This is a genomic window from Bacillus sp. Pc3, assembly GCF_000815145.1.
Taxonomy (GTDB): Bacteria; Bacillota; Bacilli; order Bacillales; family Bacillaceae; genus Bacillus; species Bacillus velezensis.
Genome location: NZ_CP010406.1, coordinates 846,404 through 870,619, shown reverse-complemented (window position 1 = coordinate 870,619; position 24,216 = coordinate 846,404). Strand labels below are relative to the sequence as shown.

33 protein-coding genes are annotated in these 24,216 nt (G+C 46.8%); 28 read left to right on the top strand and 5 right to left on the bottom strand.

Features of this window, described 5'->3' with window-relative positions; all coding sequences use genetic code 11:
- Positions 1 to 45: 45 nt before the first annotated feature.
- The 3 genes from SB24_RS03605 to SB24_RS03595 all read left to right on the top strand — a co-directional run bounded on the left by SB24_RS03605 (position 46) and on the right by SB24_RS03595 (position 4,055).
- Positions 46 to 1,044, top strand: a complete 999-nt coding sequence (locus tag SB24_RS03605) for a LacI family DNA-binding transcriptional regulator (RefSeq protein WP_007407297.1) — start codon at positions 46 to 48, stop codon at positions 1,042 to 1,044.
- A 75-nt stretch (positions 1,045 to 1,119) separates the two neighbouring features.
- Positions 1,120 to 2,565 (top strand): tagaturonate reductase, encoded by a 1,446-nt coding sequence (locus SB24_RS03600; protein ID WP_039251819.1) that lies wholly within the window; start codon positions 1,120 to 1,122, stop codon positions 2,563 to 2,565.
- A complete protein-coding gene (locus tag SB24_RS03595) occupies positions 2,562 to 4,055 on the top strand; it encodes a UxaA family hydrolase (protein ID WP_039251816.1) in 1,494 nt (497 codons plus the stop codon). Before SB24_RS03600 ends, SB24_RS03595 begins: the two co-directional genes overlap by 4 nt.
- Before the next feature lie 33 nt (positions 4,056 to 4,088).
- On the opposite strand, the gene SB24_RS03590 is transcribed toward SB24_RS03595, so the two are convergent.
- Positions 4,089 to 4,853, bottom strand: a complete 765-nt coding sequence (locus tag SB24_RS03590) for a sulfite exporter TauE/SafE family protein (RefSeq protein ID WP_007610763.1) — start codon at positions 4,851 to 4,853, stop codon at positions 4,089 to 4,091.
- 144 nt (positions 4,854 to 4,997) lie between these two features.
- Positions 4,998 to 5,465, bottom strand: a complete 468-nt coding sequence (locus SB24_RS03585) for a DinB family protein (RefSeq protein ID WP_015417279.1) — start codon at positions 5,463 to 5,465, stop codon at positions 4,998 to 5,000.
- Positions 5,466 to 5,670: 205 nt separating this feature from the next.
- Between SB24_RS03585 and SB24_RS03580 the strand changes: the two genes are divergently transcribed.
- The 3 genes from SB24_RS03580 to SB24_RS03570 all read left to right on the top strand — a co-directional run bounded on the left by SB24_RS03580 (position 5,671) and on the right by SB24_RS03570 (position 8,027).
- Entirely contained in the window at positions 5,671 to 6,807 is a 1,137-nt protein-coding gene (locus tag SB24_RS03580) for a Rap family tetratricopeptide repeat protein (protein WP_087920760.1), read from the top strand.
- On the top strand, positions 6,797 to 6,931 hold the full coding sequence (locus SB24_RS19915; RefSeq protein WP_003154881.1) for a PhrA family phosphatase inhibitor: 135 nt from the start codon (positions 6,797 to 6,799) through the stop codon (positions 6,929 to 6,931). Before SB24_RS03580 ends, SB24_RS19915 begins: the two co-directional genes overlap by 11 nt.
- Before the next feature lie 142 nt (positions 6,932 to 7,073).
- Positions 7,074 to 8,027: an N-acetylmuramoyl-L-alanine amidase gene (locus SB24_RS03570; RefSeq protein WP_015417280.1), complete on the top strand. Its 954-nt coding sequence runs from the start codon at positions 7,074 to 7,076 to the stop codon at positions 8,025 to 8,027.
- A gap of 36 nt (positions 8,028 to 8,063) precedes the next feature.
- Here SB24_RS03570 and SB24_RS03565 read toward each other — a convergent pair whose 3' ends face one another.
- Positions 8,064 to 8,441: a PH domain-containing protein gene (locus SB24_RS03565; RefSeq protein WP_007610770.1), complete on the bottom strand. Its 378-nt coding sequence runs from the start codon at positions 8,439 to 8,441 to the stop codon at positions 8,064 to 8,066.
- Positions 8,442 to 8,550: 109 nt separating this feature from the next.
- On the opposite strand from SB24_RS03565, the gene SB24_RS03560 reads away from it, so the two are divergent.
- Both SB24_RS03560 and SB24_RS03555 read left to right on the top strand, forming a co-directional pair.
- The gene (locus tag SB24_RS03560) at positions 8,551 to 9,153 is read left to right on the top strand and encodes a poly-gamma-glutamate hydrolase family protein (RefSeq protein ID WP_015417281.1); all 603 of its coding nucleotides are present in this window, start codon (positions 8,551 to 8,553) and stop codon (positions 9,151 to 9,153) included.
- 70 nt (positions 9,154 to 9,223) lie between these two features.
- Positions 9,224 to 10,060: a manganese catalase gene (locus tag SB24_RS03555; protein ID WP_039251810.1), complete on the top strand. Its 837-nt coding sequence runs from the start codon at positions 9,224 to 9,226 to the stop codon at positions 10,058 to 10,060.
- Between the two features lie 21 nt (positions 10,061 to 10,081).
- On the opposite strand, the gene SB24_RS03550 is transcribed toward SB24_RS03555, so the two are convergent.
- Entirely contained in the window at positions 10,082 to 10,672 is a 591-nt protein-coding gene (locus SB24_RS03550; protein WP_003154873.1) for an ImmA/IrrE family metallo-endopeptidase, read from the bottom strand.
- Between the two features lie 148 nt (positions 10,673 to 10,820).
- Positions 10,821 to 11,159: an HTH-type transcriptional regulator Xre gene (gene xre, locus SB24_RS03545; RefSeq protein WP_003154871.1), complete on the bottom strand. Its 339-nt coding sequence runs from the start codon at positions 11,157 to 11,159 to the stop codon at positions 10,821 to 10,823.
- A 191-nt stretch (positions 11,160 to 11,350) separates the two neighbouring features.
- On the opposite strand from xre, the gene SB24_RS03540 reads away from it, so the two are divergent.
- The 20 genes from SB24_RS03540 to SB24_RS03450 all read left to right on the top strand — a co-directional run bounded on the left by SB24_RS03540 (position 11,351) and on the right by SB24_RS03450 (position 24,211).
- Entirely contained in the window at positions 11,351 to 11,530 is a 180-nt protein-coding gene (locus tag SB24_RS03540) for a hypothetical protein (protein WP_039251807.1), read from the top strand.
- Entirely contained in the window at positions 11,520 to 12,347 is an 828-nt protein-coding gene (locus SB24_RS03535; protein WP_039251804.1) for a phage portal protein, read from the top strand. Before SB24_RS03540 ends, SB24_RS03535 begins: the two co-directional genes overlap by 11 nt.
- Positions 12,247 to 13,047, top strand: a complete 801-nt coding sequence (locus tag SB24_RS03530) for an ATP-binding protein (protein WP_039251801.1) — start codon at positions 12,247 to 12,249, stop codon at positions 13,045 to 13,047. The genes SB24_RS03535 and SB24_RS03530 overlap by 101 nt, the downstream gene beginning before the upstream one ends.
- On the top strand, positions 13,047 to 13,214 hold the full coding sequence (locus SB24_RS20160) for a hypothetical protein (RefSeq protein ID WP_099686863.1): 168 nt from the start codon (positions 13,047 to 13,049) through the stop codon (positions 13,212 to 13,214). The genes SB24_RS03530 and SB24_RS20160 overlap by 1 nt, the downstream gene beginning before the upstream one ends.
- Positions 13,215 to 13,311: 97 nt before the next feature.
- Entirely contained in the window at positions 13,312 to 13,653 is a 342-nt protein-coding gene (locus SB24_RS03525; RefSeq protein WP_039251797.1) for a hypothetical protein, read from the top strand.
- Positions 13,643 to 13,846 (top strand): XtrA/YqaO family protein, encoded by a 204-nt coding sequence (locus tag SB24_RS03520; protein ID WP_003154859.1) that lies wholly within the window; start codon positions 13,643 to 13,645, stop codon positions 13,844 to 13,846. Before SB24_RS03525 ends, SB24_RS03520 begins: the two co-directional genes overlap by 11 nt.
- Positions 13,847 to 13,959: 113 nt before the next feature.
- Entirely contained in the window at positions 13,960 to 14,472 is a 513-nt protein-coding gene (locus SB24_RS03515; protein WP_017417605.1) for a sigma-70 family RNA polymerase sigma factor, read from the top strand.
- Positions 14,473 to 14,584: 112 nt separating this feature from the next.
- Positions 14,585 to 15,382, top strand: a complete 798-nt coding sequence (locus tag SB24_RS03510) for a terminase small subunit (protein WP_025851819.1) — start codon at positions 14,585 to 14,587, stop codon at positions 15,380 to 15,382.
- Positions 15,379 to 16,677, top strand: a complete 1,299-nt coding sequence (locus SB24_RS03505) for a PBSX family phage terminase large subunit (protein ID WP_039251791.1) — start codon at positions 15,379 to 15,381, stop codon at positions 16,675 to 16,677. The genes SB24_RS03510 and SB24_RS03505 overlap by 4 nt, the downstream gene beginning before the upstream one ends.
- Before the next feature lie 48 nt (positions 16,678 to 16,725).
- On the top strand, positions 16,726 to 18,117 hold the full coding sequence (locus SB24_RS03500) for a phage portal protein (protein WP_099686888.1): 1,392 nt from the start codon (positions 16,726 to 16,728) through the stop codon (positions 18,115 to 18,117).
- A 19-nt stretch (positions 18,118 to 18,136) separates the two neighbouring features.
- Positions 18,137 to 18,982, top strand: a complete 846-nt coding sequence (locus SB24_RS03495) for an XkdF-like putative serine protease domain-containing protein (RefSeq protein WP_039251785.1) — start codon at positions 18,137 to 18,139, stop codon at positions 18,980 to 18,982.
- Positions 18,983 to 19,008: 26 nt separating this feature from the next.
- Positions 19,009 to 19,944: a phage major capsid protein gene (locus tag SB24_RS03490; RefSeq protein WP_007407274.1), complete on the top strand. Its 936-nt coding sequence runs from the start codon at positions 19,009 to 19,011 to the stop codon at positions 19,942 to 19,944.
- 16 nt (positions 19,945 to 19,960) lie between these two features.
- Positions 19,961 to 20,344 (top strand): protein YqbG, encoded by a 384-nt coding sequence (gene yqbG / locus SB24_RS03485; RefSeq protein ID WP_003154846.1) that lies wholly within the window; start codon positions 19,961 to 19,963, stop codon positions 20,342 to 20,344.
- Positions 20,341 to 20,697: a DUF3599 family protein gene (locus SB24_RS03480; protein WP_039251781.1), complete on the top strand. Its 357-nt coding sequence runs from the start codon at positions 20,341 to 20,343 to the stop codon at positions 20,695 to 20,697. The genes yqbG and SB24_RS03480 overlap by 4 nt, the downstream gene beginning before the upstream one ends.
- Positions 20,694 to 21,197, top strand: a complete 504-nt coding sequence (locus tag SB24_RS03475) for an HK97 gp10 family phage protein (protein ID WP_039251778.1) — start codon at positions 20,694 to 20,696, stop codon at positions 21,195 to 21,197. Before SB24_RS03480 ends, SB24_RS03475 begins: the two co-directional genes overlap by 4 nt.
- On the top strand, positions 21,194 to 21,640 hold the full coding sequence (locus tag SB24_RS03470; RefSeq protein ID WP_039251775.1) for a hypothetical protein: 447 nt from the start codon (positions 21,194 to 21,196) through the stop codon (positions 21,638 to 21,640). Before SB24_RS03475 ends, SB24_RS03470 begins: the two co-directional genes overlap by 4 nt.
- Positions 21,637 to 21,846, top strand: a complete 210-nt coding sequence (locus SB24_RS03465) for a YqzN/YkzM domain-containing protein (protein WP_039251772.1) — start codon at positions 21,637 to 21,639, stop codon at positions 21,844 to 21,846. Before SB24_RS03470 ends, SB24_RS03465 begins: the two co-directional genes overlap by 4 nt.
- A complete protein-coding gene (locus tag SB24_RS03460) occupies positions 21,846 to 23,243 on the top strand; it encodes a phage tail sheath family protein (RefSeq protein WP_007610810.1) in 1,398 nt (465 codons plus the stop codon). Before SB24_RS03465 ends, SB24_RS03460 begins: the two co-directional genes overlap by 1 nt.
- A 1-nt stretch (position 23,244) precedes the next feature.
- Positions 23,245 to 23,688 (top strand): phage tail tube protein, encoded by a 444-nt coding sequence (locus tag SB24_RS03455; protein WP_003154837.1) that lies wholly within the window; start codon positions 23,245 to 23,247, stop codon positions 23,686 to 23,688.
- A 76-nt stretch (positions 23,689 to 23,764) separates the two neighbouring features.
- On the top strand, positions 23,765 to 24,211 hold the full coding sequence (locus SB24_RS03450) for a phage tail assembly chaperone (protein WP_003154836.1): 447 nt from the start codon (positions 23,765 to 23,767) through the stop codon (positions 24,209 to 24,211).
- Positions 24,212 to 24,216: the final 5 nt, after the last annotated feature.

Below are 24,216 nucleotides of genomic sequence, written 5' to 3'. Positions count from 1 at the left end.
GTACAATAGAAATAAATGACAGCATACAGAAAGAAAGGAAAAACGATGGTAACCATAAAAGATATCGCAAAACTCGCCAACGTATCCCACACAACCGTATCCCGGGCACTTAACGGCAGCCCCTACATTAAAGAGCATACAAAACAGAAAATATTAGAGCTCGCTTCACAGCTGAATTACACACCGAATGTAAATGCAAAAAGCCTTGCCATGCAAAAGTCCCATACGATCGGACTGTTTTTTACAAGCATCACAAACGGAACCTCACACAGCTTTTTTTCCGATACCATCAAAGGTGTAAACCGCACAATCAGTGAGGAATACAATTTGTTCGTCCGCGCGATTGACGACCTGAAAAGCTTTGAAACCATTACGCCTATGAGATATGACGGAATCATTTTAATGAGCCAAAGCGACAGTGATAATTCATTTATTTATCATATCCGCGAGAAAAACATCCCGCTTGTCGTGCTGAACCGGGACATTGATGACCGGAGCATCACGAATATCCTGTCAAACGATAAAGAAGGCTCCAGACAGGCGGTCGACTGCCTGATCGCAAACGGACACAGAGATATCGCGATCATTGAGGGAAAGGAAGGATTCAGGTCAACTTCTCAGCGGAAAGAAGGCTATTTGACATCTTTAATTGATCATTCTATTCCGATTAAGCATGAATACAGTGTAAAAGGCCGCTATGATATGGAAAGCGGCAGTCAGGCGATGGAAAAACTCTTGGCGCTTCAATCACCGCCTACGGCTGTTTTTTGTTCAAACGATGATATGGCGATCGGGGCGATGAACGCCATTTTCGCCAAGGGCCTGAACGTTCCGGAAGATATATCCGTTATCGGGTTTGATGACATCGGCATTTCCCAATACATGACGCCGAGGCTTTCGACAGTAAAACGCCCGGTTGAAAACATCAGCATACTCGGCGCAGAGAAGATTTTGGCGCTAATCGCCGACCCGGATACGGCGGCGGAAAAAATATACGAAAACACCGAGGTGATGATAAGAGATTCCATTAAAAAACTCACATAACGGCCCGTCTGAATATCCGGGTTTTCACACGGAGAAATGTTAACGTGTGCATAAATACAGAAGGAGGCGGACAGCTTGCGGCAGCTGAATAAAAAGATGTGCGGCGAATACATTCAATATCCTGAAAAAGTCCTTCAGTTCGGTGAAGGCAACTTTTTGCGGGCTTTCGCTGACTGGCAGATCGATCAATTGAATCAATTGACGGATTTTAACGGAAGCGTGGTCGCCGTACAGCCGAGAGGCTCTGAGAAAATCAAACGTTTAAACGAACAGGACGGTTTATTTACGCTTTTTTTGCAGGGGATAAAGGACGGAAAACCGGCTGAAGAACACATGATCGTCAAATCCATCAGCCGCGGCATTGATCTTTTTTCTGACTATGATTCCTTTAAACGGCTGGCAGCACAAGAGGAGCTTCGTTTTATCATTTCCAATACGACGGAAGCGGGAATTACGTTTGAGAAAGGCGACCGGCTTGAGGATAGACCTCAAAAAACATTCCCCGGGAAATTAGCGGCGTTCCTTTATTTCCGCTATAAGGCATTTGCGGGTGACGCCGAGAAAGGGTGTATTGTGCTTCCATGTGAACTGGTCGAAGAAAACGGACGGAAACTGAAGGCGGCCGTGCTTCAATATGCCGGGCTGTGGGAGCTGGAACCTGGTTTTACTCAATGGATTCATGACGCGAACATCTTCTGCAATACCCTCGTGGATCGGATTGTTCCCGGATTTCCTGTTGATACCGCGGAAGAACTTACCGATTTTCTCGGATACGAAGACCGTCTGCTTGTGGTTGGTGAGCATTATTATTTGTGGGTGATAGAAGGGCCGGAACAGCTTCAGAATGAGCTTCCTTTTGCTGAGGCCGGGCTGAACGCACTGATCACATCTGACCTTACGCCTTACAGGACAAAAAAGGTGAGAATCTTAAACGGCGCTCACACGGCATTGGCGCCAGTGGCTTTACTATACGGACTGCAAACCGTCCGGGAAGCGGCTGAGCACGAGGTGACGGGCAGATTCATCGAAGAGCTGATCAATGAAGAAATCCTCACTGTGCTGCAAATGGAGGGTGTCACCCAATACGCGGCAGACGTGTTACAGCGGTTTAAAAACCCTTATATCCACCATTATCTGCAAAGCATTACCCTTAACGCCGCCGCGAAATTCAAAACAAGAAACCTGCCGACGCTGAGGGCTTATATCGAACAGGAGGGCCGGCTGCCTGAGAAGCTGGTATTTTCGTTCAGCGCCATGATCTATTCATACTGGAACGGACCGAACAAACCGGCAGACGGCGGGGAGGTTCTTAACTGTTTTCAAATGGCGCGGTCCCGTTGCAAAGATGATATGTTTCAAGCGGCATCTGCCATATTAGGAGAAGAGCGGTTGTGGGGGAAGAATCTGAATCATCTTCCGGGGCTGACTGAACGAACGGCTTTTTTTCTGTCTGTCATTCATAAGCGGGGTATGAAGCATGCGTTACATGAATGCTGCGGAAAAAAGGGGGAAGTGAAATGAAAGAGGTCATAAAAATCCATAAAAACGATAACGTGCTTCTCGCCATGCGCCATTTTAACAAAGGGGAGCGGCTGCATACAGACGGAATGACGATTGAAGTGAAGGACCCTGTCAAGCGGGGGCATAAAATCGCGCTGCAAACCATTGAAGAAAACGGCAGCATCATTAAATACGGTTTTTCAATCGGGCGTGCGACAAGGCGGATTTCGGCCGGCGAGCATATTCATACCCATAATCTGCAAACGAATTTATCCGATGTGCAAGAATACACGTATTCACCGCGCTTCGAGGACAATCCTTTTACAAATGAGAACCGGACATTTAAAGGCTACAGAAGAGAAAACGGTGCATCCGGCGTCCGGAATGAACTGTGGATCGTGCCTACAGTCGGCTGCGTTAACGGCGTCGCTGAGAAAATCCTGCAGCGCTTCGTAAAAGAGGCGAAAGACATTGCGCCCTTTGACCATGTGCTGGTTTTAAAGCACCAATACGGATGCTCCCAGCTTGGCGATGATCATGAGAATACGAAACAAATGCTGATGAACGCCATCCGTCATCCAAATGCGGGCGGTGTGCTGGTTTTAGGGCTCGGCTGTGAAAATAATGAGCTGGCGGCGATTAGGGAAACCCTTTCTGAAGTGAACGGAGATCGTGTGAAATTTCTCGAATCACAAGCTGTCACAGATGAAATTGAAGCGGGGACTGCGCTTCTTAAAGAGATACATCTTACGGCAAAGGGAGATAAACGTGAGGAGATTCCGCTGTCAGAATTGAGCATCGGATTGAAATGCGGCGGGTCGGACGGTTTTTCCGGCATTACGGCAAACCCTTTATTAGGGAGATTTTCAGACTACTTGATTGCACAGGGAGGGAGCACGGTCTTAACGGAGGTGCCTGAGATGTTCGGCGCTGAGACGATTCTCATGCAGCGCGCGGCGAGTGAAGAAGTGTTTCATAAAACAGTCCGATTGATCAATGATTTCAAGCAATATTTTATGAAGCACGAGCAGCCGATTTATGAAAACCCGTCACCAGGGAATAAGGAAGGCGGCATTTCAACGCTCGAAGACAAGTCGCTCGGCTGCACCCAAAAAGCCGGTCTTGCACCGGTTTCTGATGTGCTGACATACGGTGAAACACTGAAAACAAAGGGATTGACACTGCTCAGTGCGCCCGGCAATGATTTAATCGCTTCTTCAGCGCTCGCCGCGGCGGGCTGTCACATCGTTTTGTTTACAACCGGAAGAGGCACGCCGTTCGGCACATTTGTCCCGACTGTGAAAGTATCAACAAATACCGATTTATTTCAATCAAAGCCTCATTGGATTGATTACAACGCGGGGAGATTGGCGGAAGACCAAACAACAGAAGATCACATTATAAGAGATTTTATTCAATACATCATCAAAGTTGCAAGCGGAGAATTCGTCAATAACGAAAAAAACGATTTTCGGGAGCTTGCAATCTTTAAGTCCGGTGTGACGTTATAAGGGAAAAGGCGATCTGACAACAGACCGCCTTTTTTATATTAATTTGATTCCGCTGATTAAAATAATCGCCGCCATCACAAACTGCAGGGGGCGCGGTGAGAATTTCGGCGAAAAGAAGCTGCCGAGAAGCACACCCGGCACAGAGCCGATCAACAGATTCAATACAAGCAGGTAATCGACGCTTCCAAAGCTTGCGTTTAACAGACCGGCAGCAGTTACGAGCAGAAAGGCATGTGCGATATCCGTTCCCACCACTTCTGCCGTTTTCATTCTGAACAGGTATAACATGGCGATCGCAAATAATGAGCCGGATCCAATAGATGTCAGGCCGACGATGAAGCCGAAAATGACGCCGATCAGTATCATGAGTGTCCGCTTTTCTTCAAGCGTTTTTTGCTGCCAGCGGTTCGGCCGCAGTTTTTTATCGAAAAAAAGGCGGGCGATAATGGAAATGGCGACAAGGGTCAGTACGTAGCCGAGCGCCTGTTTGATAATCTGCTCCTGATGCTGGTGAAAAGCGGGAAACAAGTGAAGAACACCGATGGCGGCTGTTGCGCTGGGAATGCTTCCGAGCGCCAAGTAACCGACAAGTTTAAATTGAACGGTGCGCTGCTTCCAATGAGAAACGACACCGAACAGTTTGGTGATGGAGTTATATAAAAGGTCAGTGCCGACGGCGATTGAGGGGTTGATCCCCAAAACGATCAGTAAAGGAGTCAAGAGCGCTGCTCCTCCCACACCCGTCAATCCGACAAGCGTTCCGACAAAGAAACCCATAAACACAATGCTTACAGTCATCTGTGTGCCTCCTGAATAATCCTACTATTTTTATCAGATTATATATGATTAAGAGGCGGTAATCAATTAAATTTTCGGAAAATTTTATGCAGAACAAAAAATCCGCCAGCCTGCTGTTATGTCGCAGACCGGCGGATGGCCGGATTATGATTTTTGCTGATAAAACGGAAGTTCCGTGTGGCCCATTTCTCTGACATACACGAAAAGATTGCCTTTATGATGAATTTCATGCTCCATGGCAAGCTGAAGGAGAGCCGCGCCGGTCACTTTTCTGCCGAAAGAGGCGGTCAGGTCAATTTCGCGGTTCAGCTGCTCTTCTGTCAGCTGTGACAGGATGTTTGTCGTTTTTTCAGTACACGTTTCAGCCAGTTTGACGAGGTCTGTTTCTGCTTCTTCTTTCGGTTTGTTCTGGATGGCTGATGCGTTTCCGTCGTTAATGACGTTTGCAAACATAAGAAAAGAATAAACCATGTGTTTTACAAGTTCCTGAGCGGACATTGATGTCTCTGCCGGCTTGTAATCGTAATGTTCGCGGCTGATTTTTTCCGCCAGCTCAATCGTTACGTTTCGATGTGACAGAAAGTGGCTGACCAACTGATTTTGTGCTGTCATGTGAAAACCCCCATTTAATACAGAATAAAAAGCTGCAAGGATATGCTATATCAACGGCACGGAAGAAACAAGCAATAAGCTTGTGACGGAGATAAATCGTTGCGGATATCCGAAATTCGACAATTGCGGTCTTTTTGCGTTCTTCTTTTTCTAGCAAATATGATAAAATATGACATATCTCGGTCATTCCAAAAGGGGGGATTTATTGAGGATGAAGCAGACTATTCCGTCCTCTTTTGTCGGGCTCAAAATTAATGAATGGTATACCCATATCCGGCAGTTTCACGTTCTTGAGGCGGAGCGCGTCAAACGTGAAGTAGAGAGAGAGATCGAGGATATGGAAGAAGATCAGGATCTGCTGCTGTATTATTCATTAATGGAATTCAGACACCGTGTCATGCTGGATTACATCAAGCCCTTAAAGGAGGACCCTTCTCAGCCTGAGTTTTCAGAATTATTGGAAGACATTGAAGGCAACCAGTATAAACTGACAGGACTGCTTGATTACTACTTTAATTTTTTTCGAGGAATGTACGAATTTAAACAGAAAATGTTCCTAAACGCCATGATGTATTACAAACGGGCTGAAAAAAACCTTGCACTCGTTTCTGATGACATCGAGAAAGCTGAGTTTGCTTTTAAAATGGCCGAGATATTTTACAACCTGAAACAAACCTACGTCTCCATGAGTTATGCCGTTCAAGCCCTTGAAACGTACCAATCGTATGAGACGTACAACGTCCGCAGAATCCAATGTGAATTCGTTATTGCAGGGAATTATGATGACATGCAGTATCCAGAAAGAGCATTGCCCCACTTAGAACTTGCTTTAGATCTTGCAAAACAAGAAGGCAATCCCCGTCTTATCAGTTCAGCCTTATATAATCTCGGAAACTGTTACGAAAAAATGGGAGACCTCTCTAAAGCAGCCGAATATTTTGAGACATCCGTTTCCATTTGCAGGTCAGAAAAGTTCGATAATCTTCCGCATTCTATTTACTCATTAACACAGGTTCTTTATAAACAGAACACTACAGCCGAAGCAGAGAAGCAATACCGTCTCGGGCTCAGTATCGCCCGCGAATACAATGATGAATTGTTTGTGAATCTGTTCCAATTTTTACATGCGTTATACGGCAAGGAAATGGATAACGCATCCGTCAGGCACACGTTTGATTTTCTGGAAGAACACATGCTGTATCCGTATGTGGAAGAATTGGCGCATGATGCTGCCAAATTTTACATGAAACACGGACAGCCTGAAAAAGCGCTCACGTTTTATGAAAAAATGGTGCACGCCCAAAAACAAATCCAGAGAGGAGATTGTCTATATGAAATCTAAACTGTTGTCAGGATTGCTGCTTGTTGCTGTCGGATTCAGCTTTACACAGGTGATCGGCCATGAAAGCCATTTGGAAAACCAAGCGGACGGCACATTCCATATTGCCGCGCGCAACCAAACATAACATAAAGACCCTTCTTTGGAAGGGTCTTATTTTTTGCATGCGTATCCATTCCATTTTTATCCGAATGCAGGGTCTATATGCTCAAGTTATCTGTCCTACGAATGCCACCTATTGATGAAAAAGGCATAAGGAGAGATGAAGAGTGGGGATTGAAGTGAAAAAACGGCTCGTATCGGCTGATAAATATGCGTTAAAATGTCCGAATCCGATGACGCCGGAGTATATTACCATTCATAACACGGCAAACGACGCATCCGCCGCTAATGAAATCAGCTATATGACGGGAAACAGCGAATCAACGAGCTATCATTTTGCGGTTGATGACAAAGAAGTGATCCAGGGAATCCCGTTGGACCGGAATGCCTGGCATTCGGGAGACGGCACGAACGGTACCGGAAACCGAAAGTCGATTGCTATAGAAATCTGTTACAGCAAGTCAGGCGGCGAACGGTACAGAGCCGCAGAAGAACTGGCGATTGCGTTTGCGGCGCAGCTTTTGAAAGAACGGGGCTGGGGGATTGACAGAATCAGAAAGCATCAGGACTGGAACGGAAAGTACTGCCCGCACCGCATTTTGTCTGAAGGCCGCTGGGATGAAGTGAAGGCGAAGATTGAAAAGAAATTAAGCGGGAGTATGCCGGCGAAAAAAGCCTCTATTGCTTCTTCCGCGTCTGAATACCATGTGAAAAAAGGCGACACCTTATCGGAAATCGCCGCATCGCACGGTGTCAGCGTAAAATCGCTGCAAAGCATCAACCATATCACCGATCCGAATCACATTACAGTCGGACAAGTGATCAAGCTCGCTCAGACGGGTTCTTCTTCAAAAAGTCAGGCTGTGTCTTCCTATCCGCTTCCATCCGGTGTGATCAAAGTGACGAAACCGCTGACGAAAGGGACAAACGTAAAACAAGTGCAAAACGCTTTATCCGCTCTTTATTTTTATCCCGATAAAGGAGCAAAAAATCATGGGGCGGACGGCGTTTACGGTCCGAAGACGGCAAATGCCGTAAAACGTTTTCAATCCGTCAGCGGATTAACGGCAGACGGAATTTACGGCCCGAAAACGAAGGCGAAAATTGAAGAAAAACTGTAATCAATAAAACGGAAGCTCCCCGGGCTTCCGTTTCTTTTACATACAAACTGCTGCAAGGGCCTTTTGAATATCATAAATGCTTTCATCTTTTTTAAACTGCTTTGAGACAGCGGGAAGTTCCGCGCCTGAAATCCAAATTTTCAGCTCTGAATCAAGGTCAAAGCGGCCGGCGGTTTCTACGCTGAATCTGGAAATGCTCTTGTACGGAATGGATTGAATCTCCGTTTTCTTCCCCGTGAGTCCCTGTTTATCAACAAGAATAAGACGCTTATCCGTAAAGACAATGATATCCCGGACGAGCTTAAATGCGGCGTTGACATTCTCACCTTCCAGCAGAATACGAGCCAGTTCTGCTTTTGCTTCAGCCGTCGATATTGTCGACGCATTGCCCAGCAATCCATTGATGAATCCCATGATATATCCCCCCTGATACGTATTCTATCAAATCATACTATAAAAAGGTTTCCATTCCCAGATGAGTAGAGTAAACTGGTGCTGACTGGAAAAGGAGAGCATGCTACACATGAAAGATAGATATGACAATTTCGCAGCCCTTTCTGCTGCTGAATCGGAATACAGAATTATTTATGAAGAAAAAGAGGGAAGTAAATGTATCGTCCTCGCTCCCCACGGCGGCAGGATTGAGCCGGGAGTCAGTGAGCTGGTGCGGGCATTTTCTGACCAAAGCTCAATTTATTTATTTGAAGGAACGAAGCGGTGCGATAACCGTTCTCTCCATTTGACAAGCACACGCTTTGACGAACCCCTGGCTTTAGAAAAAGTGACCGCCCATCATTACGGATTGGCTTTTCATGGGTATCATGATCTGAAAAAGGCAAATACACTCGTCGGGGGCGCGGATCTGGAAAAAGCAAGACTGATTTGTGATCTGCTGCGTGAAGCGGGATTTGATGCCGAGCTGACAGAGAAGAATGATCGGCTGGCAGGTGTAAATCCCGGCAACATTGTCAATCGGACAAAAAGGAAAATGGGGCTGCAATTGGAAGTGAGCACGGCGCAGAGACACGCGCTGTTCAGCAATTTTGGCTGCCGGGGAGAAAAATATACGCCAACCGATCTGTTTTTTCGGTATGTAGAAGCCGTGAAGGCCGGTTTTTATGAGTGAAGAAACGGACTCGCACCGCCTGCCCATTCTTTCATACACTAAGATTGTTTGAAAGAATGGGGGAATGAGTATGTTTTATCATATTAAAGAGCTTCAATACCGCGCAAAGCCGTCTTGTCCTGATCCGGCTTACGCGAAAAAGCTTCAAGAAGTGCTTGGAGGGCAGTACGGTGAGATCAGCGTCATGATGCAATATTTGTTTCAAGGCTTTAACTGCCGTGCCGATGAAAAATATAGAGATTTGCTGCATGATGTCGGAACGGAAGAGATCGGACATGTGGAAATGCTTGCGACGATGATTTCAAGGCTCTTGGACGATGCGCCGGCTGATGTGCAGGAAAACGCCTATAAAAGTGACCCGGCCGTCGCGGCTGTCATGGGCGGAATGAACCCGCAGCACGCCATTGTTGCAGGTTTAGGCGCGATGGCGGCTGACGCTGAAGGGTATCCTTGGAATGCGAAATACATTATTTCCAGCGGGAATTTACTTGCAGATTTTCGGGCAAATTTAAATGCGGAATCCCAGGGACGCCTGCAGGTGACTCGGCTGTATGCGATGACAGACGATCCGGGTGTCAGGGATATGCTGTCCTTTTTAATTGCAAGAGATACGTATCATCAAAATATGTGGTATGCGGCCATAAAAGAGCTGGAAGAAAGAGAACGGGACATTGTCGTGCCTGCTACGTTTCCGCGTGAACTCGAAAAGCAGGAAGTGTCGTATGATCTGTTTAACTTTTCCAGGGGAGATGAGAGTTCACAAGGAAGATGGGCCCGCGGTGAAGCCTTTGACGGACGGGGCGAGTTCAGATATATTTCCGCCCCGATTGCATTCGCATCTGCGCCTCATCTTAAACCGGCGCCAATGTGGCTTCACAATACTCTTCCTCCGATGTCAAAATGCTGACACACTGCCGGCGGAGAATCGCTAATTTTCAATAAAATACGGCGTTTTTTCTTCAGCGGCATGCAAGTGTGTCTGTCCGCTTCCATAATACACATTCGGCCGCTTGTCGGATAACAGACAAGCGAGCCGCTTCTGAAATTGAATACCTGCTTTACGCCGTTCAAACAGCTCCAGCCTTTTTTCCGCAAATGATGCCGTCACCCGGAAAGCGGCTGCGATTAAAATAACGGCGTGGCTCCTCCGCTGGGGAAGCTCCATGTTTAACAGCATAAAGGTCGGCACACAGAAGTGGTACATAAAATGGTTGGCCTGAAATTCCTGCAGTTCCCTGAACAGCTTGTTCATATGAAAATGGTTCCCGGTATGCTTCAGCACATGGCACAGTTCGTGCGCAAAATCCTGCCATTGCTCTTCGGGTGACTTTTTTTGATTCAGGACGATGCTGTACATGCCGTCCCGCTTCAGCATCATACTGTGCGTATCTTCAAAATGAATCCAAATGTCAAGCTCCTTGGCAATCATCTGCATATCAATATGGAGAGGGGCGGTCATTCCCATGCGGCAATATAAGTTTTTGACGTATTCCTCAAGATGTGTTAAAAAATCGCCCAATTGAATACACCCTTTCGAACATATGTTCTTTTTTAAGCGAGAAAGAAAAGCCCTGATCGGACTTTGAATCAATTCCCTTTTCTTTTAAAAATAAACATTCAGCTTTTATATCGGCTGAACGTTAAGCAGTTTAAAGGAAAAGAGCGGATTATTTATGTTTCGGCCTGCGGTTTTTCTCTTTTTCTTTTAAATAATTAATGAATTCAATGGCCTGCTGCTTGCTTTCCGGGGAAAAGTCCTGCATGTCCCGATATGCGATCTGCAGGTCGGGATCGGCAAACATGTCTTCATCTGAAGGTTCTTTTCCGGTTAACAAATAATCAGTCGACACTTTGAAATAATCCGCAAGCTTTTGCAGCGTGTCGTAATCGGGTTCAGATCGGCCGTTTTCATAATGAGAATATCTGGCGCGCGAGACACCGATATGATTTGCGACTTCTTCCTGCGTTTTCTTACCTCTGAGACTCTTTAATCTTCCGCCTATCATCCGAAATGACCTCTCTTTTTTCAACACCCTAAGTTACTTATGATTATAGATACAAAATGTATCAAAAGAAAGAGATGATAAAAAAAGTATCAAAAAGGTCTTGATGATACGAAATGTATCGTATATAATCAACATCATAGGGATACAAAATGTATCAAAATACGATAAGAAATTGATCAGGAGGGTGAGAGATGCAGGCGATAATCATCCGTTTCAGCAGCAATCCGGCTGACCAGAGATGTTTAGGGAAAGCAGGCGGTTCGATATCTTTTACCGCTTGCGGACTACCGGTATTCCGATTTGATAACCGATTGCAGTATGAACGCTATATAGGTCTGAAGAAAAATGGAGAGGTCCCTTATGAATCGTAAAAGCTGCCCGTTTTTCATCTATTCCGGATTATTGAATTCAGAACATTATGACAAAATAGGGTCCGCCATTTGGCTGTTTTTATGGTTCATCAGCTCAACGACAAAGGAACATGTAAAAGACGGCGTAAAGTGGGGGATCGTCCTCGGACATAAGCCCGTAAAAGCAAGAGAAATGGCCGATGTATTCGCGGTCAGCGAAAAAACCGTCAGGCGGTGGCTCGAGAGCTTGGAACAGCATGAGTATATCAAAACCGTCCGCGCCCCTTACGGACTCATCGTCTCCGTAAAGCATTCGAAAAGATTCACGCCGAAAAAGACATTGACCCGCCCGGAAGCAACTGACCGGACAATATCGGCGGATCACCGGGACAAAAATGTCCGGAGAGAAATAGATATAACAAAAAATCATACTGCTGAAGAAGCGATTAACGACATTGCCGCCCATTTTATCAGATTAAGGTCTGCACAGGAGGGGCGGAGCGTATACCCGTCGCCCCGGGATTATCAGGCCATCGCCCGTATTGTTTCCCTCGGTGCGTCAGCACAAGAAGCAATCAAATGGCTCGGCGAATGCTTTACCGCTTTTGAACAGCGGCGCACCTCTTCAGCTGAAACGATCAAGGCTTTCAGCTATTGCGCCAAGTTTATGGAAGACCGCTTGAATGCACGAATTGCGGGAAGGACAATCACAACAAAAAAAGAGAGGAATACGATACATGACAAAACGAACGATCGAGCAGATTCTTGCCGACCTGAAAAACGGAAAACGTCCATTACTGGCGGACAGACCGGAAGAATCAGACAAAAGCCGCTTTGACTGTCCGCTCTGTAAAGATCGGGGCGGTTATCTCAAAAAACAGCTGGGCATGGATGTGTGGGTCAAGTGCCGCTGCGCCGCCGAACGAAAAGTAGAACGCATTCTCGGTGCAAGTGAGATTACAGATGCCTTTCGGAAGCTGGATTTCAAAGGATTTATCACGCGCGGCAAGCCTCAGGCAGTCGTCGACGCATACGAGTGCGCCCTTGAATATGTTGAGAACTTCGACAAGATGAAAAACTGCCGGAAAAACAGCATTGCCCTTTTAGGGCGTCCGGGGTCGGGAAAAACCCATCTTTTGACCGCTCTCAGCAATTATGTCATGAGACAGAAGCAGACACCGGTGCTGTATTTTCCTTTTGTGGAGGGCTTTACGGATTTAAAAAATGATTTTGATCTGCTCGATGCAAAGCTTGGCCGTATGAAACAGGCGGATGTGCTTTTTATTGACGATCTGTTCAAACCGCTGAACGGAAAACCCCGGGCGACCGATTGGCAGATTGAACAAATGTACGCCGTCGTGAATTACCGCTATTTAAATCATAAGCCGGTTCTTATCTCGAGCGAGCTGGCATGTGACGGATTGGTGCAGGTTGATGAAGCCTTGGGCACAAGAATTTATGAGATGTGCAGCGATTATTTAGTCATCATTAATGGCAATTCATTTGACGTAAACCACAGATTAGAGGGGGCGAGATAATGTGTAAGCTGTGCGGGCCGAAGAAGGTCATTGTGATGGAAACGGGTTTCGGCGCTGTCTTTCACCCTTGCCCGAACTGCAAAACAGGCACTGATTTAACGCCGGTCATTAAACGGCTTGAACGAATGGTTCAAGACGCAAAAGTGAGGCTTGATGCACGTGTGTAAATATATCAAATGGCTTTTTTGCCTGCTGTTCAGGGCAAAACGGATAGAAAAGCAAATTGAAGCATGGCATGAGGCTGATGGAAAGTGAGGATCACCATTGCAAGAAAAACACAGCCCCGCTCCATGGCGGGCCGTACACAGCGGAGAAGAAAAACCCATTTACATTTATTCCGCTTACAGCGAAGCGGATAAAGAGAAGTTCCCTTATTCAAACGGAAGGCTCATCGCGGCCGTTTTCAACTTAAGTTCATACTCACAGCAGATCAACGCGGCATTGATGGCGAAAGCCCCGGAACTCTTTGAGGCGGCCGAAACGGCTCTCCGCCTGCTCCGGGGAGAAAGTTCTGAAGAAAAAGAAGCGTTCATAAATAAGCTCGGAAGCCTCATACATGAAGTGAACATTTTGAAAAAGACGGAGGACGTAAAACATGAATCCTAAAAAACTGACTGACATTGAACATACAACATTAAAAAGCCAGCTGGAAGAAGGCAAGGTTCGGGTGATTATAGTAGACGGACTGAAGAAGGAAGCATGGCTCGCCGAAGCGCCGGAGCACGGCAAAACGCTTGTCGAAACGCGAAAAGGGGATCTGGCCCGGGTCGAATATGAAATCGGCTTTAAATTGAATTAATCGAAAAAAACAGAATACGTCCAAGACGGAAAGCCTGCGGACACTGATCAATCGCGCACATGCTGCGCATTGGTTGGTGTCCTTTTTTTGTTCCGAAAAAGAGGAGGATCTACATGGAAGACTTACTATTTGAATATAAACGCACGCTGAAAGAGACGAAAAAGTGGTACAAGCAGCTGGAGGCAGCCGATGAAACGGTGCTTACTTCAGAAGAACTGAAAGATAAAAAAATCATCAGAACGATTATTACAGATTTGGAATATGTCATCGAATGGCTTGAAAAAGGCCGGCAGCCCGGCATAAGAAGAGCGATAGACCGCAGAGACGCTTATCAGAGAATGCTCATTAAAGATCCGAGAATCATAGAAACCTATTCGCAGGCGCTGATGTTTGAACCGTCCGCAAATGTGACTGAAGAAGACAGAATCAGACTGCGGGACGCATTAGCCGTTTTAACGGATAGAGAAAAAGAAATGCTGCTGCTCCACAAAGCGGAATGCTTTTCGTATGAACGGATCGCCGCCTTGCTGAATGTAAAGAAATCAACCGTACAAACGACGGTCAAACGGGCGCTTTTAAAAATTCAAAAACAGCAGGAACAAAGAAATCAATCGCCTGCTTCATAAGTTGTCATACGTTTGCCACCTAGAAGTGAACAGACGATCACAAAAAGCGGCCCGATTAGAAGCCGCTTTTTATTATAGACAATCATGTCGGAGGTGGCGGTGATGCCGTAGCATGAAAAACGCAAAAAGAGAACAGGCATTTACAATCTATCAGTCTCATAAAGGCCGCATCACAAATCGCGCCCTTGCCGGCAAATCAGGCGTATCCGCAAGAACGATCGGCAGATGGAAAAAAGAAGGGCGCTGGGACGAGGCGCTTAATAAGAACGCGGAAAGCGGCGGAAAAAACACCCCGGGCGAAGGTGATGAGTTAAACGAACGCCAGCGGCTGTTTTGTCTTTATTATGTGAAAAGCTTTAACGCCACCCAATCTGCGATAAAAGCCGGGTATTCACCGGAAAGCGCGCATGTGACGGGAAGCAGGCTGTTAAAAAACGAAAAAGTCGCCAAAGAAATCAGCCGCATGAAAAAGGAAATGGTCAATAAAGTGTTTGTCGAAGCGATGGACGTTCTTCAAGTCTATGTGAAAATCGCTTTCGCCGACATTACCGATTATGTAACCTTCGGAAAAAAAGAGGTTCAGGCCTTCGGAAAATCAGGGCCGCTCTTTGACGAAAATGATAATCCGATTATGCAGGAGATCAGCTACGTTGACGTTAAAGATTCGCACCTTCTGGACGGAACCATCGTCACGGAAGCAAAACTCGGGAAAGAAGGCATTGCAATAAAGCTTGCCGACAAGATGAAGGCTCTTGAAAAGCTGTCCTTGTACTTTGACCTTTTCCCCGATCAATTTAAACAAAAAATCGAAAATGAAAAATTAAAGCTGGCACAGCAGAAGATGGAAAAAACAGAAGACAGCCAAAAGCCGATTGACATTGTCATTACGCGGAAAGAGGAACGGTCATGATTGAAAAAGCGGTCAACCCGCGCTTTGAAGATTATTTGTTCAATTGGAATGAAACGTACCAATTTCTCGTCGGAGGCTACGGCTCGTCAAAAAGCTATCATACCGCGCTGAAAATCATCCTGAAGCTGCTTCGTGAAAAGCGGACGGCGCTTGTCGTGCGGGAAGTTTTCGATACGCACAGAGATTCTACTTTTGCCTTGTTTGAAGATATTATCGGGGAGCTTGAACTGGGACATGCCGTAAAGGCCGTTTCTTCACCGATGCAGCTCAGATTTTCAAACGGAAGCCGGATTATGTTTAAAGGGATGGACAACCCGGCCAAATTGAAATCCATTCATCATATTTCACTGATTTGGATTGAAGAATGCTCTGAAGTGAAGTATGAAGGCTTTAAGGAGCTGATCGGCCGTCTGCGTCATCCCGAGCTTTCGCTGCATATGATATGCACCACAAATCCCGTCGGCACCTCCAATTGGACGTACCGGCATTTTTTTCGTGATGACCAAAAAAAACGGTTCGTATTGGATGATCAGACGCTGTATGAAAAAGGCACCGTCGTTAAGGGAGATACGTATTACCACCATTCCACAGCGTGCGATAATCTGTTTTTGCCGAAAAGCTATATTAAGCAGCTGGACAGCTTACGGCATTACGATCCTGATTTGTACCGGATCGCCCGCAAAGGACAGTTCGGCGTCAACGGCATCCGCGTGTTTCCGCAGTTTCAGGTCATGGAGCACAACGAAGTAACGGAGCGGATTGCTTCCATCAGGCGCCCCCTGTTTCGGACGGGCATGGATTTCGGTTTTGAAGAGTCATACAATGCGGTCATTCGGCTTGCCGTCGATCCGGATCAAAAAGATCTTTATATTTTCTGGGAGTATTACAAAAACAAAATGACCGATGATCAGACAGCTGAGGAGCTTCAGGAATTGGCGGATCAAAAAGAGCTGATCAAAGCGGATTCGGCTGAGCCGAAAAGCATCCAATATTTCCGCAGGCAGGGCTTTTGCATGGTTGCGGCCAAAAAGTTTCCGGGCTCAAGACTTCAGTATACAAAAAAGCTGAAACGGTTCAGACACATCTATTGCTCAGACAGCTGTGAAAATACGATCCGCGAATTGCAGAACTTAACGTACGCAAAAAACAAAAACGGCGTTCTGTCGGAAGATGAGTTTTCAATTGATCCCCACACACTTTCAGCCATTTGGTATGCGCTGGATGACTATGACGCGGCGGATCTGAAAGATGCATCACAAAAACGGAGACGTCCGAATCGGGAAAGGAGGAGATAGGCGTTGCCGAACTATCAAAACGTTAGAGCCACCGTCTTTAAATCAAAAATGGCCGCGCCGCAGGCAAGGCAGATGAACGAAGATCAATTTGCCGATCTGTACGGCGAAGACATCATTTCACCGCCCTATAATCTCATTGAACTGAAAACAATCGCCGAATACTCGACGATTCTTCAGCAGTGCATTGACGCGTATCGGGTCAATATTACGGGTTTTGGGTTCGATGTGGAATATACCTTTGATGTAAATAGCCCAGATTGCTCCCCGTCAAAAAAGGCCCGGGCCGAAAAAAACTGGATGAAGCTGGAGAGCTTTTACAAATGTCTTCATTTTGATGAATCGGCCGAGACGGTCCTCGGATATGCGATAGAAGACCGCGAAAAAACGGGCAACGGTTTCCTCGAAGTGCTTCGGGACGGCGCGGGAAAACCGGCGGGGATTGAATATCTGGATGTAAAACATATGCGCGTCTGCGGTGTGACTGATCCCGTTGAAGTTACATTTTCATATGAAGAAAACGGCGCATCCAAAACGATTAAAAGGCAAAAACGGTTCCGTAAATATGTTCAGATGCTGAACGGACGGAAAGTGTTTTTTAAGGAATACGGCGATCCCCGCATGATGGACATGAGAACCGGCGATTACGTAAAGACCCTGTCTGAAGAATACCGGGCAAATGAAGCCATTCACTTAAAAATCGGCAGCGGCACTTACGGAATTCCGCGCTGGGTCGGCAATATCGTCAATCTGTACGGCGCCCGGAAAGCGGAAGAACTGAATTTTATGTATTTCAAGCAGGGCCGTCACGTGCCGGCCGCCATTACGGTTGAAAACGGCATGCTGTCAGAAACCTCATACAAAGAGCTCCAGGATTATATGAATGACCTGGAAGGGGTGGAAAACGCCCACAAATTTCTGCTGATTGAGGCGGAAGGCATTGCGAAGGAAAAAGACCTTCACGGAGGCGAAGACATTACGCCCGTGTCTGTGGAAATTAAATCACTTGCGGAAATTCTGCAGGATGATGCGCTGTTTCTTGAATATGACGACAAAAGCAGAAATAAACTCCGTTCCGCTTTCCGTCTCCCGCCGCTTTATACGGGCGAGGCGCAGGAATACAACAAAGCCACAGCCGATACGGCACGGAAAATCACGGAGGAGCAGGTGTTTCAGCCGGAGCGGAAAACGCTGATTAATAAGCTCAACACGTTATTTTTGCCTGAACTGGGTCTCCACGATGTACAGCTCACATTAAAAGGGCCTGATTTTCGCGATCCGCTTGAAATTGCGAAGGTGCTTACGCCATTTATTTCCGCCGGCGCGGTCTCTCCTAATGACCTCCGTGATCTGGCGGGAAGAGTGCTCGGCAAGACGCTTGAGGAATGGCCTGAAGAGCACTACAGCCGGCCGGTGCTGAAAGGGAAAAAGGAGCAATCCTGAAAGGGGGTGAAAACATCTCGTGCCGAGAGAATTGAGAAATGCCGTTATCAGTTTTGTGAGCTATGTCGATAAGGCGGCGAACCAAACGGAATTCTTTTTTACAAAATCAGCCGGAGGCCTTCCGTCATTTGAAAAAAAGGTGCAGGTGTTTACAAAAAACGAATCGGATGAGCAGAAGCTTGTTTACGGCATCGTTTACGAGCCGGATGTCCCCGATGCACATGGCGATTATATGACGGCTGAAGAGATTGAAAAGGCCGCTCACGGTTTTTTGGCGGACGCCCGCAACATCGATACAAATCATAACTTTGAAGGCGGGACCGGCGAGGTGGTGGAGTCGTACGTCGCCCCGGATGACTTTGAAATCGGGAATGCTGTGATCCGGAAAGGATCTTGGGTGCTTGTCACCAAAGCTTCCGATGAAGTATGGGATCAGATTAAAGCCGGTATCATTACGGGCTACAGCATGGCGGGAACCGCTGACGTTTACGAAGAGCCGGCAGAAAAGCAAGCCGGCTTATTCGGCGCGGTCAAGCAATTTCTCGACCGTGACCGCAAATCAAGAAACCGCAAGGGAGAGGACTTGAACAAGATGAGAAAAGAAGACGTAAGAGAATCGATTGAACACGCGCTGCACCCGCTTTTAAAGCGGCTTGACAGTTTGGACCAGAACACGGAAGACAAAGACGGGGCGTCTGCGCCGTCTGATGAAGAAAAGCTGAAAACGCTTGTTGAGGACATGCTGGCGCCGATTATTAAACGCATTGAAGCGCTTGAAAAAGTAAGAGGCGCATCAAAGCAGCCGGAAGAAGAGACGGGCGGCCAAGAGCCTGTTAAAAAATCCATTTGGAGCGGACTGCTTTAAGCCCAGTCAGAAGGAGGAACTGTAGAGTGAGAAATCAAGATATCATCAGAAAGGCGGAAATGTCACTTTCCGCTTTAAAAAGCGGCGGTTTAATGAACCCCGCACAAGCTTCAGCATTTATCCGCATGGTGCAGAATACGCCGACCATTTTCAGCGAATCGCGTGTGATTCAAATGGAAAATGACTCGCAGAAATTTGAAAAAATCGGTTTCGGCCAGCGTATTCTGCGTGCCGCTGAGGAAGGAAAAGCCTTAACTGACGATCAGCTGACCGTCCCGGCAACAAGTACGGTGCAGCTGAATACGAAAGAAGTCATTGCGGAAATTAATATCACCTATGACACGCTTGAAAACAATATTGAAAAAGACGGCCTGCAGCAGACGATCATGCAGATTTTGGCGGAGCGGGCGGCAGTCGATATTGAGGAGCTTGTCGTAAACGGCGATACATCTTCTTCTGATCCGTACTTGGCACAGCTTGACGGAATCCGTAAGCAGACTGTATCTCACGTCATTGACGGAAACGGGGAAGAGCTGTCCAGAGCCACATTTAAAAAAGGCTTAAAAGCCATTCCGGCAAAATATTTGCGACTGCCTCAGGAATTCAGATTTTACACATCTCAAGGCATGGAGATTGAATGGAAAGACCGTGTGGCTGACCGTCAGACCAATCTGGGAGATCTTGCGGTGCAGGGCGGTTTGTCTTCAGCATTCGGCGTTCCGGTCAAAGGAGTGTCCAATCTGCAGCCGTACTCAGTCGGAGAAGGTGATTCCCAGTACGATGCGTCTGACATCATTTTGACTCACCCGAAAAATATCATTCTCGGTTTTTCACGGAATATCCGAATCGAAGTAGATAAAGATATTCGCAGCCGCAAATTTATTATCGTACTGACGGCTAAACTTGACAGCAAATTTGAAGAAGAAGATGCAAGCGCCAAAATCGTAAACGTTAAAGAATAAGACGGGGGTGGCAGTTATGTTAATTCAGCCGTCTGACGTTGTTTCATATTCAGTTTATGATCAAGTCAAAAACAGGCCGGAGCCGCTTCTTATACAGGACATTCTGGAGGCGGAGGCGGAAGCGGCCAGAATGGCGGGGCATTCGTTCACTGACCCTGTTTACTCACCGCTTCCCGAAAAGATTAAGCTTGCGTTATTAAAGCTTTCTCAATATTTTGCGCTGATCAACCAGAATGAAGCAGCCGCTTCCGCCTATCAATCTGAAAAGATAGGCGACTACTCGTATACGGTGGCAGGTGAAGGCGGAATCAGAAAACCGGCGGTGCACCATCTGCTCTGTGAATATATCGCGCCGGGTTATTCCCCGGTTTCTGCACACGCAAAGGTGAGACCTTTATGAGCTACGAACGGCTGCTCACTGACAGATGCGATATTTATCATGAGACGGTGTCAGTTCCGAAGGCCGGACGCTTCGGGATTCCCGCCGAAAAGCTCCAGCCTGTCTTTTCTTATCCGGAAGTGCCCGATGCTGAAGACGTGCCGTGTCTGTTTGTTGAAAAACAGCAGCAGCTTATTCAGCTTGAGCCTGATCATAAGGTATATCAGCGGTTTCTCGTTCATTTTCCGAAAGAGGCCGTTGTGCGTGTCAATGACAAAATCATTTGGGAAGGCCAGGCGTATATTCTGGAACTGCCGAAGAAAGCAAGACAGCACCATTGGGAGGTTATCGCTGTGAGAGATGACAGACTATGAGCATAAAAAACCTTGAACAATGGAGTCGGTCGCTGCAAAAGGCATCATCCGGAGAATTTGCCCGTCAGGCAGGCGAATGGCTGGAACAGTCAGGAGAGGATTTTCTCGACTTGGTACGAGAGGAGCTTATTCATTCGGGAGGGATTGATACAGAAAGCCTGCTGTCTTCTTTCCGAAAAGGAGCGCAGGATCACGTATGGATCATTGAAAACGGGGGACTGACCCTTGAAATCGGCACCAATGCAGAGTATGCCTCATTCATAAATGACGGACATTGGACCGTCTCAGATGAAAATGTCAGATGGGTGCCCGGGTATTTTCAAGGCTCCCGGTTCATCTATGATCCGTCAGCTTCAACGGGAATGGCGCTAAAAAAACAGTGGATCAGCGGAAATGGGTTTTGGGACAAAGCCCTTCTTTTGTATGAAACACTCTTCGCCGAATCGCTGGACAAGCGTTTCAATCAGTGGCTTAACACGTTGGGGGGAGATATCGGATGAATCGCGAGACCGGTTCAATCGCCGCTTTTTTGTATCAGCAATGCGGCGTGCCCGTATATGAAAATGAACTGCCTGAACAATTTCAGGTGCCGTCACTTTACATCCCGCCCCCGTACGCTTTTGACGAGAATGACACAGTCTCTACCTTTAAGAAGACATACAGTCTGAATGTGAAGCTGTTCCATGCCGACTCGGTGCAGGCGCTCTATGCAGCCGACCGGATCGCCGATGCGGTGAGAGAATCAAGACAGCTGATTCCGCTGCTTACGGAATCAGGGGAGGATACCGGTGATTTCGTCCGCATCAGCCGTATCGAAACAAGAGTCGGAGACAAAGGCGAGGCAGTGATCACCATCCGCTGGACGAGCCGCTACTACTATCAGAAACAAACATCTCCCGCACTGCGGGATGTGGACATTAACAGCGGGGTGAAACAAAAGTGAAACAACATAAAAAGAAAAACGCCGCAACTGCGGAACGAGCGGTTCTTTATGACACGGCGGATTTAACAAAGCACGCGAAGGAGCTTTTCGGCGTAAAACCCGAGATTCTCCAGGGGGCTTTATTCGGCGTGAAGCAAAAACAAATGACAAAAGCGCAAGCCGAGTCTTACATTGAAGCATTTTTAACCAAGGAGGTCATGCAATAATGAACGGCGGAACATTTACGCAAGGAAAAGAAAAAGAACGTGCCGGAATCTATTTTAACTTTAAAACAACCGCCCAGGAGCGGGTATCGATCGGTGAACGCGGGATTGTCGCCCTTCCCGTCGCATCCGGCTGGGGGGAAGCGAAAACATTCGTTTCCATTTCAAGCATTGAAGATTTGAATAAAAAAGTGGGGCTCAGTATTGAAGATCCGTCACTGATTCTGCTTCGTGAGGCGAAAAAGAAAGCAAAAACCGTTTTGATGTACCGTCTGACAGAGGGAATCAGAGCGAGTGCCGATCTTTCGCAAGGTGTTAAAGCAACCGCTTTGTACGGCGGTTCAAAAGGAAATGACATCATCATCCGCATCAGTGAAAACGTCCTTGATCAGACCGCTTTCGATGTGACCACTTACATGGATGAAGCGGAAGTTGACAAACAAACGGTGAAAAAAGCCGAAGAATTAAAAGCAAACGGCTATGTCACATTTACGGGAACGGGCGAACTGTCGGCTTCCATCCCGCTGACAGGCACTGAGGAAGAATCCGGGGAAACGTTAAACCCGCAGGCAGGCATCCGTCTCGCGGGCGGAACTGATAAAGCACCGGTCAACTCAGACTATACGGATTTTTTAGCTGCGGCTGAAACGGAGAATTTCGATGTCATCGCTCTTCCTGTCGCGGAAAACGATCAGCTGAAAGCGACATTTGCCGCATTCATTAAACGCCTTCGCGATGCGCAGGGACAGAAAGTGCAAGGGGTGACCGCCCATTACAGCGGCGATTATGAAGGCATTATCAATGTGACTGAAGGTGTGCTGCTGGAAGACGGAACCGAGATTAAAGCTGAAGATGCGACCGCCTGGGTGGCAGGCGCAAGTGCCAGCGCCGCATTTAATCAATCCTTAACATTCGTTGAATACGAAGGCGCCGTCGATGTGCTACACCGCCTGACTCATGATGAAGTGATCGAACGTCTTTCCAAAGGTGAATTCCTTTTCTCTTATGATGCCCGTGATAAGTCAGTCAGCGTTGAAAAAGATATCAACTCATTGGTGACATTTACGGCAGAGAAAAACAAAAAGTTCGCGAAAAACAAAATCGTCCGTGTGCTTGATGCGGTGAATAACGATTTGACACGTGAACTGAAAGCCTTAATTAAATCGAAAAAAGGCACGGGCAGCGATCTTCCTGCGACAAATGACGGCCTTCAATTCGTCAAAACGATGATCATTCAATATTTGACTACGCTTCAGGATGCGGGCGGCATCGCCAACTTTGATTCAGACAAAGACATTACAATCGGGCTGAATGAAGACCGCGACGGCTTTTTAATCGATCTCGCCGTACAGCCTGTGGATGCGGCAGAAAAATTCTACTTTAACGTGGAGGTAAACTAAGATGGCATTAAAAGCGCAAAACACGATTTCAGGAAAAGAAGGCCGTTTATTTCTCGACGGAGAAGAGATGGCGCATATTAAAACGTTTGAAGCAAACGTGGAAAAAAACAAATCAGAAGTAAACATCATGGGCCGCCGCATGACGGGACATAAAACAACAGGCGCCAACGGAACGGGCACGGCAACATTCTATAAGGTCACATCCAAATTCGCCGTCCTTATGATGGATTATGTCAAAAAAGGCAGCGACCCGTATTTTACGCTGCAAGCCGTTCTTGATGACAAATCATCGGGCCGCGGAACAGAACGCGTCACTCTGTATGACGTCAACTTTGATTCTGCAAAAATCGCCGGACTGGACGTAGACTCAGAAGCACTCGAAGAAGAAGTGCCGTTTACTTTTGAAGATTTCGATGTGCCGGAAAAGCTTTCTGAAACGTTTTAATTAAGATCGGTATGAGTGAAACAGGCCTTTTTACAGGTCTGTTTTTTATAAAAAAAAGAGTAAGGGAGTTTTCATCATGAGCGAAAAAAACGAACAAGTATATGATCTGTCATTCTTTATGCCGGGTAAAACAGTCGAGGCTGAGGAGATTCGGGTTCCGCTTTCAAAGCGTTTTGTCGATAAAAAAGGAAACATCGTGCCTTTTATTTTTAAAGCCATTACGACTGAGCGCATTGATGAACTGGAGAAGGAAAGCACGACATATAAAAATGTGAAGGGCAGAGGCCGAGTAAAAGACTTAGACAGCCAGCGCTTTTATGCGCGGATCGCGGTTGAATCTACGATTTACCCTGATTTCCGGTCTAAGGAGCTCCGCGACGCTTACAAAACGGCAGATCCGGTCGAGGTGGCAAAACGCGTGCTTTCAGTCGGCGGTGAGTATGCAAATTGGCTGAATAAAGCGATTGAGATCAACGGTTTTGAAGATGAATTAGAAGATCTGGAGCAAGAAGCAAAAAACTGATAAAA